Below are 15,211 nucleotides of genomic sequence, written 5' to 3' on the forward strand. Positions count from 1 at the left end.
AGGCTGCTGAAGATCAAATGTGGGAGCGGGCTTGCTCGCGAAGGCGTCGTGTCAGTTAGCACATGTATCAACTGATACGACGCCTTCGCGAGCAAGCCCGCTCCCACACTGACGCTGCCCACTTTGGATCTGTTTTGAATCTCCAAGAGGCTACTCATGAGAACACTAAAAAACCTGCTCGGTGGCTCGCTATTGGCACTGACCGTCCTGGCCCAGCCGGCCCACGCTGCCGATGCCGTCAAACCGATCCACTTCGGTGATATCACCTGGGAAAGCGGCAGCCTGATCACCGAAGTGCTACGCCTGATCGTCGAGAAAGGCTACGGCCTGCCCACCGACACCTTGCCCGGCAGCACCGTGAGCCTGGAGGCCGCGCTGGCCAAGGACGACATCCAAGTGATCGGCGAAGAATGGGCCGGGCGCAGTCCGGCGTGGGTCAAGGCTGAAGGCGAAGGCAAAGTGTTCGGCCTGGGCGACACGGTCAAAGGCGCCACCGAAGGCTGGTGGGTGCCGGAATACGTGATCAAGGGCGACGCCGAGCGCGGCATCAAACCCCTGGCCCCGGACCTCAAGTCGGTGGCCGACCTGTCGCGCTACAAGGACGTGTTCCGCGACCCCGAAGACCCCAGCAAAGGCCGCTTTCTCAACAGCCCCACCGGCTGGACCTCGGAAATCGTCAACAGCCAGAAGCTCAAGGCGTATGGCCTGACCGACACCTTCGTCAACTTCCGTACCGGCTCCGGCGCGGCGCTGGATGCCGAAGTGGCGTCGTCGATCCGCCGCGGCAAACCGGTGTTGTTCTACTACTGGTCGCCAACCCCGCTGCTGGGCCGCTTCAAGCTGATCAAACTGGAAGAACCGCCGTTCAACGCCGAGGCCTGGAAAACCCTGGCCGACGCCAACAACCCGCACCCCATCGGCACCCGTTCAATGCCGGCGCATCTGGCGATTGGCGTGTCGGCGCCCTTCAAGGCGCAGTACCCACAACTGGTCACGTTCTTTGAAAAAGTCGACCTGCCGATTGACCTGCTCAACGGCGTCCTTGCGCAGATGAGCGAGAAACGTGAACAGCCACGCCAGGTCGCGCTGGCGTTCCTCAAAGCGCAGCCGAACGTCTGGCAGCAATGGGTGCCGGCGGATGTCGCGGCCAAGGTCAAGGGAGCCCTCTGATGCTTAAAGCCCTCGCTGTTGTTGTGCTTTCGCTGGTGGCCAGCCATGTGCTCGCCGCCGAACCTTCCACGTTGCGCATCGGCTACCAGAAAAGCTCGGTGAGCATGGTGCTGGCCCGCGAGCACAAGTTGTTTGAAGACGCGCTGCCCGGCACCCAGGTGCAATGGATCGAATTCCTTGGCGGCCCGCCGCTGATCGAGGCGCTGAACGGTGGCAGCCTGGACATCGGCAACATCGGCGACATCCCGCCGATCTTCGCCCAGGCCGCCGGCATTGATCTGCAGTACTTCGCCGTCGAGCCGAATGAGGGCAAGACCGAAGCGGTGTTGGTGCCCAAAGCCAGCCCGATCCAGAACGTGGCCGAACTCAAGGGCAAGCGCGTGGCGCTGCTTAAGGGTTCCAGCGCACACAACCTGTTCCTCAAGAGCCTGCTGCGCGCCGGTTTGCAGTGGAAGGATGTAGACGTGGTGTACCTGTCGCCGTCCGATGGCCGTGCCGCGTTTGAACAAGGCAAGGTCGACGCCTGGGTAGTGTGGGACCCGTACTACTCCGCGGCCGTGGTCGACGGCTCCGCCCGCGTGCTCGGCGATGGCCAAGGCCTCAACCCGGCGGGCAGTTTCTTTGTGGTCAGCAGCCCGTTTGCCAAACAGCACCCGCAAGCGGTCGGCACGATCATCAAGACCCTCGCCAAGGCCCAGCGCCTGTCCCTGGACCAACCCGAGCAAAGCATTGCGCTGATGGCCAAGACCCTGGGCCTGCCACCGGCGGTGGTTAAAAGCTACTTCGAACACCGCTCACCCGCGCCGATTCGTCCGCTGGAGGCCGTCGACATCGCCAACCAGCAACGCACTGCCGACCTGTTTTTTGCCAACGGCCTGATCCCGAAGAAGGTCGATGTGCAGCAGATCGTGTTCAAGGCGCCTTGAATCCTGCGGCCAGCAAGGCTCCTGTGGTGAGCCGGCTTGGTGTAGCAAGCCGGCCAGGTGTGGCGAGCAGGCTTGTTGTGGCGAGCGGGCTTGCCCCGCGTTGGGCTGCGCAGCAGCCCCAAAACCATTCACCGCAGTGTGTCAGGGGACGCGCGCAGGTTTGACATGGGGCCGCTTCGCAGCCCAACGCGGGGCAAGCCCGCTCGCCACGAGAAGCCCGCTTGCCACAGGAGTCCCACTCGGCACCCCAAGCCCGCAAGGCACAACAAGTTCTAAAACCTCCCATCAGTGAGCAGACCATGCAACCGATCTACATCGACTTTCTCAACGGCCTGGACATCGACGCGCTCAACCTTTCCAACGAGGAAATCCTCACCGCCATCCAAGCCAGCCTGGCGATTCAGGGCCGTGGCGAGGCGGTGATCGAGCCGCGCACTCACCTGATTCCTGGCGGCGGCATCAATGGCCACTTCAACGTGTTGCGCGGCGTGCTCGGCGGCGACATCGGTTACGCCGGGGTCAAAGTGGTGGGCGACTTTGTCGATAATTACCGCAAGGGCCTGCCGTCGGAGTTGGCGATCCTCAACCTGCTGGACCCAGCCACCGGCATTCCCAGGGCCATCCTCGACGCCTCGGCAATCACCGACATGCGCACCGGCGCCGTCACCGCCATCGGCGCCAAATACCTCGCCCGGCCCGACAGCAAAGTGCTGGCGCATATCGGCGCGCGTGGCACCGCGTATTGGAATGTGCGCCTGCTGGACCATCTGTTCGACTTCGAGGAAATCCGCGTGCATTCGCGCCGCAGCGAAAGCCGCGAAGCCTTCGCCCACCGCCTGCGCCAGGACTTGGGCAAGCCGGTGATTGTCACCGACGACTGGGAGTCGGCCGTGCGTGGCGCCGACATCGTGGTCGAGGCCTCGCGCCTGGATCAGCCCGAGCCGTTGTTGCGCACCGACTGGATCAAACCCGGCGCCTTCGTCGTGCCCTACGGCACCATGAGCGCGGTGCAATTGTCGCTGACCGACATCATGAGCAAATTGGTGGTGGACGATTGGGGCCAGTGCAAAGGCGGGATGTTTGGCGCACTGCGCGCGCATGTCGATGCCGGCAAGCTCAGTGCCGACACCCTGCACGCCGAGCTTGGGCAGATTGTCGCCGGCTTGAAAACCGGCCGCGAAAACCCGGAAGAAACCATTCTGTTCTGGCACCGTGGCCTGAGCCTCAGCGACATCGCCCTGGGCCATGCACTGCTGGAAAAAGCCCAGCGATTGGGCATCGGCCAGCGGCTGCGCTGGGCATGATCAGCTTCGATCCCCAAGGCTTGGCGTTGGCAGATCTGCTCGCCATTGCCCGGCACGACACACCGGCGCAGTTCAGCGCGCAAGCGCGCCAACGGATCGACGAAGGCCACCGCCTGCTGCTGAAGCGGGCGGCCGAAGGCACGCCGATTTATGGCGTGACCACCGGGCTCGGTGCCGCGGTGGACACGCCCGTGGCACCGTTGCAGGCCACTATTCCTCTGGGCCGAGCGGTGGGCGTCGGGCGTCTGGCCAATCGCCAGGAATTACGCGCAATCACCGCCGCCCGTTTGGCCGGGTTGGCTCAGGGCCGTTCGGGCATTTCACCGGCGGCGGCCGAGGCACTGTTGGCGTTGCTTAATTCCGGTGCCGAGCCCGAGGTGCCGTTGCTCGGCTCGCTGGGCGAGAGTGACCTGGCGCCGTTGGCTCACTTGAGCTTGGCGCTTACGGTGCCGTTGACCGGCAAGGATGGCCTGGCGCTGGTGTCGGCGAATGCGGCAAGTGTCGGGCTGGGGGCGTTACTGGTGGCCGAGGCGCAGCAGGTGTTACAGGCCGTGTTGGCGGCGCTGGCGTTGTCGTGTGAAGGCTACCGGGCCAACCTCAGCCCGTTCCAGCCGTGGGCCTCACGCTTGCGCCCGGCGCCTGGGCAAACCGAGCAGTCGGCGGCGTTGTTGCACCTGCTTGAAGGCGGCGATTTGGCGTACAGCCCGCGCCGCTTGCAAGATCCGTTGAGCTTTCGTTGTGCCACGGTTGTGCAAGGCGCTGCGCAACAGGCGTTACAGCAACTGCATGAACTGATCGAGTTGGAACTGCGCAGTGGCGCGGATAATCCGGCGCTGATCAGCGAGGAATCTTTGGTGTTGGCCACGGCCAATTTCGACAGCACGCACCTGGCCCTCGCCGCTGAAGGTTTGGGCCTGGCGCTGATTCGAGTCGCCGCGTGCAGCGCCGAGCGCATTGCCAAGTTGCTGTCGCCCGCGTCCAGTGATTTGCCGCGCTTTCTGATCACGCAGCCGGGGCATGTCGGCATGGCGGCCTTGCAGCGCACCAGCGCGGCGCTGGTCGCAGAGATCGGGCACCTGGCCAACCCGCTGCCCGCCGTGAGCGTGCCGGTGGCCGATCGGGTGGAAGACTACGCCGGGCAGGCGCTGGCGGTGGTCGACAAGACCCGCCGGTTGACCGAGCGGGTGGTGTGGTTGGCCAGCATTGAACTGATCGTCGCGGCGCAGGCGGTAGACCTGCGGGGTGTATCGCGATTGGGGCAGGGCACGCGGCGGGTCCATGATGCGGTGCGCAGCCAAGTGGCGCATCTGGATCAGGACCGGTCGGGTTCGGTGGATGTACTGGCGCTGAGTGCATTCATCACCGATGGCAGCTTGACACCCTTTCTTTGAAACGAAGCAGATCAACGGTAGGAGCGGGCTTGCTCGCGACTGCGGTGTATCAGTGAATGCATGTGCTGACTGACCCACCGCATTGGCGAGCAAGCGCGCTCCCACATTTTTATTTGCATTTCAGGTCATGCGGCCTCGGCGGCCAATGCGGCGATAGCAGCGGGCCGTGATCCTACGCGTAGTTGAAACGCCGCCAACGCCGGCCACTGTTGCAAATCAATAGCGTGGACACCCGCCCAGCGCAGCACCACAAACAAATACGTGTCCGCCACCGAATACTGCTCGCCCAGCAGGTAATCCTGACGCTCCAGTGGCTGCACCAGAATCGCAAAGCGCTTGAACAGCGTGGCCAGAAACATCGCCCGCACTTCGCCTTGAATGGCCGGGTTGAAGAAAATCGCCAAGCCGCCATGAATCTCGCTGGCGATAAAGTTCAGCCATTCCTGCAACCGCACGCGCTGCCAACTGCCATTGGCCGGGGCGAGCAGGGCCGCGGGTTTGAGGTCGGCCAGGTATTGCAGGATGGCGCTGGCTTCGGTCAGCACATCGCCGTTGTCCAGTTGCAGCGCCGCCACGTAGCCCTTGGGGTTGATCTGCAGGAAATCTTCGCCGTTGCCGAAGGTTTTAGCCTGGTTGTTCACCTGCACCAGCTCGAACGGCAGCGCCAATTCACGCAGCACGATATGCGGGGCGAGCGAACAGGCGTTGGGGAAAAAATACAGTTTCATCAAAGGCGACTCCGTTGGGTTTGCGCCAGTCTCGCGGGCGTGGCACCGTGCGTAAAATTAAACCTGCAGACCCCATCCATAAGGACAGCTACTGCCATGATGAACCTGATGCACTGGCGCCTGCTGGTGGCCGTCGCCGACCACGGCAGCATCACGGCGGCTGCCGAGCAGGTGGGCATGACGCAGTCCGCCGCCAGCCAGGCCATGGCGTCCATGGAGGCGACGCTGGGCGCGCAACTGTTTACCCGTGAACCGCGCAAGACGTTGCCCACAGCGCTTGGGCTCGACGTGATCGCGCAGGCGCGGGTGATGATGGGCGCGCTGCAGGCCATTCGCACCACGGTGGATGAAGCGCGCCCGCTGCTGCGTGGGAACATTCGCATCGCCAGTTTTCCGAAGGTGCTGGCAACTTTTCTCACGCCGTTGCTGCAGCGTTTCCGTCAGTTGAACCCGGGTATCGAGGTCACCACCCTGGAAGTGACTGACAGCGAAGTGCACACCTTGCTCGACGCGGGACTGATCGATTTGGGCGTGGTGCTCAACCCCAAACCCGAGCGCAACGCCACGGTATTGGGTCGCGACCTGTGGATGGCAGTGCTGCCGGCCCACCATCCACTGGCGCAGTGCCCGCAGGATGCCAGCGTGGCGCTCGAAGCCTTACTCGAACAACCCTTCGTACTGGCCACCGGCGGCTGTACCGCGAATGCCCGCAGCCTGGCGGCCGACGCCGGCCTGCGCCTGCACGATATCCGCGTGGAAGTGCGTGAATGGAGCAGCGCCTACAGCCTGGTGCGCGAGGGCGTCGGTGTCACGCTGGTGCCGGAAATGGCCTTGCCGGCCCAGCGCAATGGCCTGCGCGTGATGCCGTTGACGGTGCCGTTGTACCGTGAGTTTGCCTTGGTCGGTTCGCAGACTCTTCCACCCTCGGCGGCGGCCGGTGCATTGTTAAAAATGCTGGCTGACTAGTGGCCTTGCATAGCGCCATGCCCTGTCTATGCTCACCCAGAACCGTTGATGACGCTTGGCATGTAAAGCGATTCGGATGGTTTTTTCCCCATGAAGGTGTGCCAGCAATAGCCAACTGAAGAATGGAATGCGCCGTTTCAGGCGCCGGGAATCTAGGGTGATCTGACCATGTTCAACCGCCATCACAAATCCGACCTGCAAGAAATCGAACGTTTTTCCTGTGCTCTCACCGAAGCCAACGCCAAGCTTGCTGCCATCAGCCGCTCCATGGCGATGATCGAGTTCGACCGCAACGGCGTGATCCTCGACGCCAATCCCAACTTCTGTAAAACCATGGGCTACAGCGTGGAGGAGATTCGCGGCAAGCATCACCGCATCTTTTGCGAAGAGGCGTACACCCACACCGAGACCTACGCCAAGCTGTGGCGCGACCTGGCGCGGGGTGAAGCGCTCAGTGGCACGTTCATGCGCCTGAACAAGCGCGGTGAGGAAGTGTGGCTCGAAGCCAGCTACATGCCGGTGCTGGACAGCAGCAATCAGGTGCAGAGCGTGATCAAAGTGGCATCGGACATTTCTGCGCGGGTCCACCATGAACACGAGAACCAAAGCCTGATCGATGCGATCAGCCGGTCCATGGCCGTGATCGAGTTCACGCCACAAGGCCAGATCATCAATGCCAACGACAACTTTTTGCGCACCGTGCAGTATTCGCGCGAAGAAATCATTGGCCAGCACCACAGCATGTTTTGCCACCGCGGCGAAGTGGAATCCCCGGCGTACAAGGCCTTTTGGGCTTCACTCAACCGCGGCGAATACCATTCCCACCGCTTCGAACGCAAAAACAAATACGGCAAAACCCTGTTTCTGGAGGCGTCCTACAACCCGATCTTCGATGCCAATGGGCGCCTGTACAAAGTAGTGAAGTTCGCCAGTGACATCACCGATCAGGTCACCACCCTGCGTACCGCGGCCGATTCGGCCCACGCCACCTCAGTACAAAACGACGCGTGCGCACGCAAGGGCTCGGAGGTGGTGCAGCAAACCGTGCAGATCATCGAAGAGATTTCCCACGACTTGAACCAGGCGGCCCAGAGCATCGATGCGGTGAGCAAGCAGTCGGACATCATCGGTTCCATCGTGCAGACCATTCGCAGCATCGCCGAGCAGACCAATATGCTCGCGCTCAACGCGGCCATTGAAGCTGCGCGGGCCGGCGAGCACGGGCGCGGGTTTGCGGTGGTGGCCGACGAAGTGCGCAGCCTTGCGGCGCGTACCAGCCAGGCGACGGTGGAGATTGTGGATGTGGTGCGCAAGAACCACGACCTGTCGCTGAGCGCGGTTTCGAGCATGCAGTCGAGCCTGAGCCGCACCGGGCTTGGGGTGGAGCTGGCGAATGAAGCGGGGCAGGTGATCCTGGAGATTCAGGAAGGGTCACGGCATGTGGTGGATGCGATCAGCCAGTTCAACTCGACCCTGCAGCTGCAGTAGGCACGGTCCCTGTGGGAGCAGGCTTGCCCGCGATAGCGTCACCTGGGTGTACTTGATACACCGGGGTGTCTGCATCGCAGGCACGCCAACTCCCACATTTTGATTGGCCGTGTCGGTTAAAGCGCAGCCAGGGTCTCTTTCACCGACTGCGCCGGGTCCGTGGCTTTCGCCGCTACTTGCTGTTCTTGCTGCTGCTTCACACGATCAGCCACTTGCTTGGCAATCGCGTCCTGTTTTTCCTGCGGCATGGCCTGCACCTGCGCTTCGGTCAAACCCTGCTCCTTGAGCAGTTGTTCGCGAATGCGTTCGGCCGGGGATTTGTTCATGTAGTCGGTGAAGTCGGCCCGCGCGCTGCTGGTGGTCGAGCCGGCGGCAGGCACATCGGTGCTTGTTGCCGTCGTGGTGGAGGCCGTCGTGGCTTGCAACTGCACACGGGTCTTGGCAAAGGCTTCGTCGATACGGTCGTTGGCCTTGTCCAGGTCCTTCTGCGCGGCCGGCACGGTCACGCTTTGCTGCGCCGCTTGCAGGGCACCGCTGTACAGCGTGCTGGCGGCGGCATTGGCCGGGTCCATGTCGGGTCGCTTGAGCTGTTGGACGGTCGACACCGCTTGGGCGTTGTTGTTAACCAGCATGATCGGTCACCTGAGGATGTGTTCGGTGTTTGAGGTGGAGCAAATAGCATGCCGAGGGCGATGTGCCCGGTTTTATTGGGGATGACACCGCCGTCGCGGCAACCTTTGGCCCGCCGGCGGCCAAGGCTTGCCGTCAGTGCGCAATATTTTCCAGTGCCAGGTTACGCGTGCGCGGCCCGAACCAGCTGATGGTGATCATCACGATCAACATGCTGCTGGCGATAAACGCCAGCACGCCCGGCGTGCCCAGGTGTTCGAGGATAAAACCGATCAACAGGCTGCTGAACACCGTGGACAAACGGCTGAACGAATAGCAGAAGCCCACCGCCCGCGCGCGGATATTGGTGGGGAACAGTTCGCTTTGGTACGAGTGATAACTGAAACTCAGCCAGGCGTTGCAAAAGGTGATCATCACCCCGCAGATCACCAGCCCCACCGCCGTGGTTTGCAGGGCGAACAGGCTGCCGAAGATCATCGCGCCCATGGCCGAGCCGACGATCTGCCATTTGTTTTCGAAGCGGTTGGCCACCTTCACAAACAGCAACGGGCCCAGCGGGTAGGCGAGGGTGATGATAAAGGCGTACAGCAAGCTGTGGGTCACGCTCACGCCCTGGCCCGAGAGCAACGCCGGCAGCCAATTGCCGAAGCCGAAAAAGCCGATGGCCTGGAACACATGAAACACAATCAGCATCAACGCGCGGCGGCGGTAAGGCGGTTGCCAGATATCGGCAAAACGGCCGTTGCCCTGCACGCTGACGGCTTCGGGTTCGGGTTCATCCAGCGCTTTGCCGTGGTCTTTCTGGCAGCGTGCTTCCAGGCTGTCCATGATCTGACCGGCCTGGTCGAAACGGCCTTTCTGCGCCAGCCAGCGCGGTGACTCCGGCAGACGCTTGCGCAGTTGCCAGATAAACAGCGCAAACACCGCACTGCTGAGCACCACCCAGCGCCAGCCCGACACCCCGAACGGCGCCTGGGGCACCAGCCACCATGACATCAACGCCACCGCCGGCACTGACAAAAACTGGATGAAAAACGCAAAGGCAAAGGCCGAGCTGCGCATGCGCTTGGGCACCAGTTCCGAAAGGTAGGCGTCAATGGTCACCAGTTCGATGCCCAGGCCAATGCCCACCAGAAAGCGCATGCAGATGATGCCCAGGGCGGAGGTCTGGATGCCCATCAACACCGTCGCGACGGTGTACCAGATCAACGCGAAGGTGAAGATCGCCCGACGCCCGAAGCGGTCGGCAATGGGACTGAGCAGGCTGGCGCCGAGGAACAGGCCGAGGAAGGTTGCCGAGGCGAAAGCGGCCTGGTCGGAGAACCCGAACACGCCCTCGCTGCCAGTGTGGAAAATCCCGTCGCTGATCAGGCCGGGGCTGATATAGGCGGTCTGGAACAAGTCATACAGCTCGAAAAAACCGCCGATCGACAGCAACGCCACCAGGCGCCAGAGCGTGGCGACGGCGGGCAAGCGGTCAATGCGCACGCTGATGTGGGCGGCACGGATCGGGTCAATGCCGTCCGTGGCTGAGGCGGTGAGTGTCGACATGGGCGGATTCCAGGGGCAGTGACCTGGAATCTTAGCGGGCTAACGTAAACCGGCGCTTGTGAAATTGCGTGCGCCACGGCACGCAATTGCCGATTTATTGCGCCAAGCCTTCCGGTTTGAAGGTTTTATGGCGCAGGGGGTCAATAGGTGATGGGCATCTCGAAGGTCTGGAATGCATCATCCACCGGCTGATAGCCCAGCACCCGTGTGGTTTCGCTCAAGTCCAGGCGCTTGAAGCGGTTATTGGAAATGCCGTGGGCGATCAGGTGTTTGACCCCTTCGACGTCAACCGAACGTTGCAGCAATTGCACGGCGTCACGCGGGCTGAGCCAGGCGCTGAGGTCGCGGGCGTTGTTCAGGTCGGGGGCTTGGCGCGATTCGAAGGCGCCGATGCGCAGGGCAATGGTCGACAGCGCGGTTTTTGCCGCGTAGTAGCTGCACAGCGCCTCGCCGTAGCATTTGCTCACGCCGTAGAGGTTGCCGGGCATGACCTGCATGCCGGGCGTGATCTGCCGGTCAACCGGGTAGCCCTCGATGGCTTGCGCGCTGCTGGCGTACACCAGGCGTGTTACGCCCGCGGCCACGGCGGCTTCGAACAGGTAGGTGGTGGCGAGGATGTTGTTGGGCAGCAGGTCCTCGAACGCGGCGCTGGCGTCGGGGATGCCTGACAGGTGCACGATCACGTCGATGCCGTTGAGCAGGCCGGCCAGGCTGGCTTTGTCGCTGAGGTCGGCTTTTATGTAACGGTGCTCGCCCAGGTCGAAGTCCGGTGCGATGCGGTCAGTAAGGGTGAAGCGGTAGCGGTCTTTCGAGGCTTCGAAAAACACCTTGCCGATTCTGCCGCAGGCGCCGGTGAGCAATACGTTGAGTCCTTTCACGGTGGTGTCCTTGTTTCAGTTATGACCGCCAAGGGCGAAGGTCTGAAAGCCCGGGCGTTGGCTGAGGCGCTGGTAGTAGGCCGCCACTGCGGGGTAGGGCGGGCGCTCCATGGGGGTGTTCTGCCAGCGATGCACCGAGAGGCCGATGAGGATATCGGCGAGGGTGAATTCGTCGCCAGCCACGTAGGCGCCGGTCTTGGCCAGCTGTTGCTCCAGCAGGCCCATCTTGTCGTTCCATACCCGCACGGCGGCGACTATCTGCGCCGGATCGAGACCGTCCGGGTTGTTGCGCACCAGGGCGGTGAACGCATCGCCCCAGGCGCGGTTGAGTTCGGTGGCTTGCCAGTCCATCCACTGCTCGACCCGAGCGCGTGGCGCCGGTTCGGCGGGTAACAGGTCGTGGCGTTGGTAAAGGCCTATCAGGTAGCGGCAGATGGTGTTGGATTCCCACAGCACGCCGTGGTCGTCGATCAGCACCGGCACCTGGGCGTTGGGGTTCAGGGCGAGGAATTCGGCCGACTGGGTGGGTTTGAAACCGATGCCCCAGTCTTCGCGCACGTAGTCGATGCCCAGTTCCTGGCAGGTCCAGAGCACTTTGCGCACGTTGATGGAGGACGTGCGGCCGAGGATTTTCAGTGAGTGTCCCATGGTACTTCCCTGACGATGGAGATGACCCATGGGAATCTATCAGGGGTAAACCTTCGACGCTACGCGGTTGTGGCCGGCAACGCCGACGCGGGCAAACCGAAGGTGCGGTCGAACAGCCAGTTAAAGGCAAACGTGTAGCAGGGAATGAACAGGATCAACGCCAGGTCCAGCACAAACGCCTGTACCAGGCTGACCTTCATCCACCAGGCGATCAGCGGAATCAGGAAGACGATCAGCGTCAGTTGAAACCCGACCGCGTGGGCAATCCGCCGTTTGACGGTGCGCGTGCGGTCGGCCTGACGGCTTTCCCAGCGCTCGAACAGTGAGGTGTAGATGAAATTCCAGGTGACCGCGATGGTCGTGATGACCACAGCCAACGGCCCTGTGCTGGACGGGTGAGTGCCCGACAGCAGCGCCAGCCCGAACGCCGAGAAGGTCATGCCGATCAGCTCATAGAGCGACACATACACCAGTTTGCGTTTCACGCCTTGCATAGCACTTCCTCTTTTTTACGTGACAGGAACGTCAGAGGGCGCAGACGATAGCGTCAGTTTGGCTGATACTAAAAGTCAGAAGATTTCAGTTTTATTGATAGGTGGCGCGATGAGTTTTACCAGTGACAGTGTCCAGTTGTTCTTGGCAGTGGTGGAGCGTGGCTCGTTTTCGGCGGCAGCGCGGGCATTGGGCAAAGTGCCTTCAGCCGTGAGCATGGGCATTGCCAACCTTGAAGCCGAGCTGGGTTACCCGTTGTTCGATCGCAGCCACCGCGAGCCGGTGCCCACCGACCTGGCGCTGGCGTTGATTCCCCATGCACGGCTGATGGCCGAGCAACTCAAACAATTGCAGGTGCATGCGTTGCAGCTGTCCCAGGGGCTGGAGAGCAAGCTGTCGATTGGCGTGGGCGCCGACATCAATACGCGCCGCCTGCTGGCCGCCATTGGCGAACTCAGTGAGCAATTCCCGTTGCTCGACATCGAAGTGCTGACCGCCCCGCAAGATGACGTTTTGCAGCTGCTGCACAGCGGCCGGGTGCAGCTGTGCCTGGCCTATGCGGGCTTGAGCGTGAATGTGCTGGAGCGGTTTCAGTTTGTCGGCAGCGAGCAACTGATGGCCTGTTTCAGCCCGCGACACCCCCAGGCGGGCGGTGAGCCGTTTTTGGAAGACTTGGTGCGGGTGCGACAGATTCTGGTGGCCGGCCGGGACTTGCCTCTCAGCGATTGTCGACCACTGGTGGGGCAATCCTATTGGCGGACCGACACCCTGGGCATGGCGCTGGAGATGGTGGAAGCCGGGCTGGGTTGGGGCAACTTCCCGCAGTCGGTGGTGGCGCCGTTGTTGGCGGCGGGACGCTTGCGGCGCTTGAACTTCAAGAACATCGAGAACGGGCTGGCCATGGTGGTGAATGCGGTGTGGTTGAAAAATCAGCCGTTGCATAAGGGGGCGTCGGCATTGGTGAACATGCTGGCTTCAGCGGATTAACCCCGCCCTCAAGTGGGCACGGTAAAGGTGGGAGCGGGCTTGCCCGCGAAGGCGGTGGGTCAGTCAACCCATGTGTAGCTGACCCGCCGCCATCGCAGGCAAGCCAGCTCCTACATTTTTAAACCGAGCTAGGCGTTAGGTTCGCGGTGTTTGCTGGTCCATGGCTTTGCCTACCATGAGCACTGATAGTTCGCTCAATTGGTGAATGGCGAGGGCTATGTCGCGGTGCTTGCCGGTGAGGTCATCGGACAGGTCGAGCAACAAGGCGCTGACGGAACACACGGTTTCGTAGCTGTTGATCAGTAGGGACTCGATGGGTGTATCGGGCGTGATGGTGAAAAGAGTAGTTACCGGTTTTTCAGTTTCTTTGATCATTTGAGCGTCCTGGAAACAGGCCGCCGCCGGATCGCTACTAAACGAGGGGTGGCAGCTGTACGCAGGTTAGTAGACCGGTGGACACTCAAAGCCGGCGCACCCGAAGATGCCCTACGCACAGCCGCCATCAAACTCAGATGAGGCTCATGCACTAAGAGTGTCCAAAAGTAGGGCTACTAAACCCGATCACCGAGAAATTCAGCGACCGGCAAACCTTAAAGACCACCACCCAAGCGCACAAGCCGGCGGATTCTGACGTAAGCGTAGGCAGTCGGGCAAGGCGCTGACCGCAATGTCAGCCGCGTCCTACAGGCGTCCTACATCTCAAGCGGGCACGGTAAAAAAGGTGGGAGCAGGCTTGCCTGCGATGGCGGTGAATCAGTCAACACATCGTTGCCTGACACTCCACCATCGCCGGCAAGCCAGCTCCCACACGTTGAGTGTGTCTGGCCTTCAAAAATCAGGTGCTCTCGCGCACTTGCAACTCAAAGCCCATGTCCACCACCGGCTTGGCGATCTTGTTGCCGGCCATGATCGTCAACAGGTGCTCCGCCGAGCGCCGGCCAATCGCTTCACGCGGTGTGCTGATGCTGCTCAAGCGCGGCACCATGAAAGAAGAGGCGGGCAAGTCGTTGAAACCCAACACGGCCACGCGCTCCGGTACGTTGATGCCGTGGCGCAGGGCTTCGAGCAGTGCGCCCTGGGCCAGGTCGTCGTTGCCGAAGAAAATCGCATCCACCTCCGGATGCGCCGCCAGCAATTGCAGAAACAACTCGCCACCCAAACCCACGGAGGAGGGGCGCGGCGTCAGCAATTCCAGCGCCGGGTCATACATGCCGGCCTGTTGCAGCGCGCGGCGGAAACCTTCGCCGCGCAGCAACGTGCGCTGGTCCAATTGCGCGCCGATGTAGGCCAGGCGCTTGCGCCCACGCGAGATCAGATGCGCCGCCGCCGTTTCACCCGCGGCCAATTGCGAGAAGCCCACACAGTTCACGCCGGCATTCGGGTCCAGGTCCATCATGTACACACACGGCACATTGCTCGCCTCGACCATCCGGCGTGCGCTTTCGGTGCGGTCAAAGCCGGTCAGCAGCAACCCGCGTGGCTGGTAGGCCATGTAGTTGCGCAACAGGTTTTCTTCTTCGTCGCGCGAATAGTGAGAGTTGCCGATCAGCACTTCAAAGCCCTTGGGCCGCAGCACTTGGTGGATGGCTTCCAGGGTTTCGATAAACAGCAGGTTGGACAGCGACGGCACGATGACCACCACCGAGTGGCTTTGCGCCGAGGCCAGGGCGCGGGCGGCGGGGTTGACCACGTAGTTGAGTTCGGCGGCGGCCAATTGCACTTTTTCCACCAGCTCGGTGGCCACGGTGCTGATGCCACGCAGGGCGCGGGAGGCGGTGATCGGGCTGACGCCGGCCAGGCGGGCTACTTCATTGAGGGTCGGGCGACCGGTGGTGCGGTTATTTTTATCGTTCTTGGAGGTCATCAGGCGGTTGCCAAACAAAAATCGAGGCACTAAGGTAGCGCTGTCTCCAAAAGGCTGCAAATTCTTGAACGCAGGGTTGCCTGATCCGGTTCAACGGTGTTGGAGAGGATGCACGCGTCACTCCATAAAAATGACAAGTCGGCGCGGGAAAAGCCTGTTTTTGCACTAGCCTTACAGCGTGCGAAGGT

The 15,211-nt window shown here is 61.9% G+C and carries 14 protein-coding genes and 2 pseudogenes; 8 read left to right on the forward strand and 8 right to left on the reverse strand.

The window, feature by feature from the left end:
- Nucleotides 1-156 precede the first annotated feature (156 nt).
- The 4 genes from AACU78_RS25815 (at nucleotide 157) to AACU78_RS25830 (ending at nucleotide 4,791) form a co-directional block, all read left to right on the forward strand.
- Complete coding sequence (locus AACU78_RS25815; RefSeq protein WP_106578462.1) at nucleotides 157-1,170, forward strand: ABC transporter substrate-binding protein; 1,014 nt, start codon at nucleotides 157-159, stop codon at nucleotides 1,168-1,170.
- The gene (locus AACU78_RS25820) at nucleotides 1,170-2,096 is read left to right on the forward strand and encodes an aliphatic sulfonate ABC transporter substrate-binding protein (protein ID WP_106578463.1); all 927 of its coding nucleotides are present in this window, start codon (nucleotides 1,170-1,172) and stop codon (nucleotides 2,094-2,096) included. The genes AACU78_RS25815 and AACU78_RS25820 overlap by 1 nt, the downstream gene beginning before the upstream one ends.
- A gap of 299 nt (nucleotides 2,097-2,395) precedes the next feature.
- Nucleotides 2,396-3,400 carry an ornithine cyclodeaminase family protein gene (locus AACU78_RS25825; protein ID WP_106578465.1) on the forward strand — a complete coding sequence of 335 codons (1,005 nt, stop codon included), beginning with the start codon at nucleotides 2,396-2,398 and terminating at the stop codon, nucleotides 3,398-3,400.
- A complete protein-coding gene (locus tag AACU78_RS25830; RefSeq protein WP_106578466.1) occupies nucleotides 3,397-4,791 on the forward strand; it encodes an aromatic amino acid lyase in 1,395 nt (464 codons plus the stop codon). The genes AACU78_RS25825 and AACU78_RS25830 overlap by 4 nt, the downstream gene beginning before the upstream one ends.
- A 125-nt stretch (nucleotides 4,792-4,916) precedes the next feature.
- On the opposite strand, the gene gstA is transcribed toward AACU78_RS25830, so the two are convergent.
- Entirely contained in the window at nucleotides 4,917-5,519 is a 603-nt protein-coding gene (gstA, locus tag AACU78_RS25835) for a glutathione transferase GstA (RefSeq protein WP_106578467.1), read from the reverse strand.
- A gap of 96 nt (nucleotides 5,520-5,615) precedes the next feature.
- Here gstA and AACU78_RS25840 point away from each other — a divergent pair, with 96 nt between their 5' ends.
- The 3 genes and pseudogenes from AACU78_RS25840 to AACU78_RS30180 form a co-directional block, all read left to right on the forward strand.
- Nucleotides 5,616-6,485: a LysR family transcriptional regulator gene (locus AACU78_RS25840; RefSeq protein ID WP_106578468.1), complete on the forward strand. Its 870-nt coding sequence runs from the start codon at nucleotides 5,616-5,618 to the stop codon at nucleotides 6,483-6,485.
- 273 nt (nucleotides 6,486-6,758) lie between these two features.
- A pseudogene (locus AACU78_RS30175) lies at nucleotides 6,759-7,382 on the forward strand (PAS domain-containing protein); the annotation flags it as partial.
- A gap of 177 nt (nucleotides 7,383-7,559) precedes the next feature.
- A pseudogene (locus AACU78_RS30180) lies at nucleotides 7,560-7,973 on the forward strand (methyl-accepting chemotaxis protein); the annotation flags it as partial.
- 116 nt (nucleotides 7,974-8,089) lie between these two features.
- Here AACU78_RS30180 and AACU78_RS25850 read toward each other — a convergent pair.
- The 5 genes from AACU78_RS25850 to AACU78_RS25870 all read right to left on the reverse strand — a co-directional run bounded on the left by AACU78_RS25850 (nucleotide 8,090) and on the right by AACU78_RS25870 (nucleotide 12,174).
- Nucleotides 8,090-8,605, reverse strand: a complete 516-nt coding sequence (locus tag AACU78_RS25850; protein ID WP_106578470.1) for a hypothetical protein — start codon at nucleotides 8,603-8,605, stop codon at nucleotides 8,090-8,092.
- A gap of 133 nt (nucleotides 8,606-8,738) precedes the next feature.
- Complete coding sequence (locus AACU78_RS25855) at nucleotides 8,739-10,154, reverse strand: MFS transporter (RefSeq protein ID WP_106578471.1); 1,416 nt, start codon at nucleotides 10,152-10,154, stop codon at nucleotides 8,739-8,741.
- Between the two features lie 140 nt (nucleotides 10,155-10,294).
- Entirely contained in the window at nucleotides 10,295-11,032 is a 738-nt protein-coding gene (locus AACU78_RS25860) for an NAD-dependent epimerase/dehydratase family protein (protein ID WP_106578472.1), read from the reverse strand.
- A 15-nt stretch (nucleotides 11,033-11,047) separates the two neighbouring features.
- Nucleotides 11,048-11,680, reverse strand: a complete 633-nt coding sequence (locus AACU78_RS25865; RefSeq protein WP_106578473.1) for a glutathione S-transferase family protein — start codon at nucleotides 11,678-11,680, stop codon at nucleotides 11,048-11,050.
- A 59-nt stretch (nucleotides 11,681-11,739) separates the two neighbouring features.
- The gene (locus tag AACU78_RS25870) at nucleotides 11,740-12,174 is read right to left on the reverse strand and encodes a PACE efflux transporter (RefSeq protein WP_106578474.1); all 435 of its coding nucleotides are present in this window, start codon (nucleotides 12,172-12,174) and stop codon (nucleotides 11,740-11,742) included.
- Between the two features lie 109 nt (nucleotides 12,175-12,283).
- Here AACU78_RS25870 and AACU78_RS25875 point away from each other — a divergent pair, with 109 nt between their 5' ends.
- Entirely contained in the window at nucleotides 12,284-13,159 is an 876-nt protein-coding gene (locus AACU78_RS25875) for a LysR family transcriptional regulator (protein WP_106578475.1), read from the forward strand.
- Between the two features lie 135 nt (nucleotides 13,160-13,294).
- Here the strand turns inward: AACU78_RS25875 and AACU78_RS25880 are convergent, their stop codons facing one another.
- Nucleotides 13,295-13,534, reverse strand: a complete 240-nt coding sequence (locus AACU78_RS25880; protein WP_106578476.1) for a DUF6124 family protein — start codon at nucleotides 13,532-13,534, stop codon at nucleotides 13,295-13,297.
- Between the two features lie 460 nt (nucleotides 13,535-13,994).
- Nucleotides 13,995-15,026, reverse strand: a complete 1,032-nt coding sequence (locus AACU78_RS25885; RefSeq protein ID WP_177410105.1) for a LacI family DNA-binding transcriptional regulator — start codon at nucleotides 15,024-15,026, stop codon at nucleotides 13,995-13,997.
- Between the last annotated feature and the right edge of the window lie 185 nt (nucleotides 15,027-15,211).

The organism is Pseudomonas sp. R9.37 (genome assembly GCF_963878885.1).
Taxonomy (GTDB): domain Bacteria; phylum Pseudomonadota; class Gammaproteobacteria; order Pseudomonadales; family Pseudomonadaceae; genus Aquipseudomonas.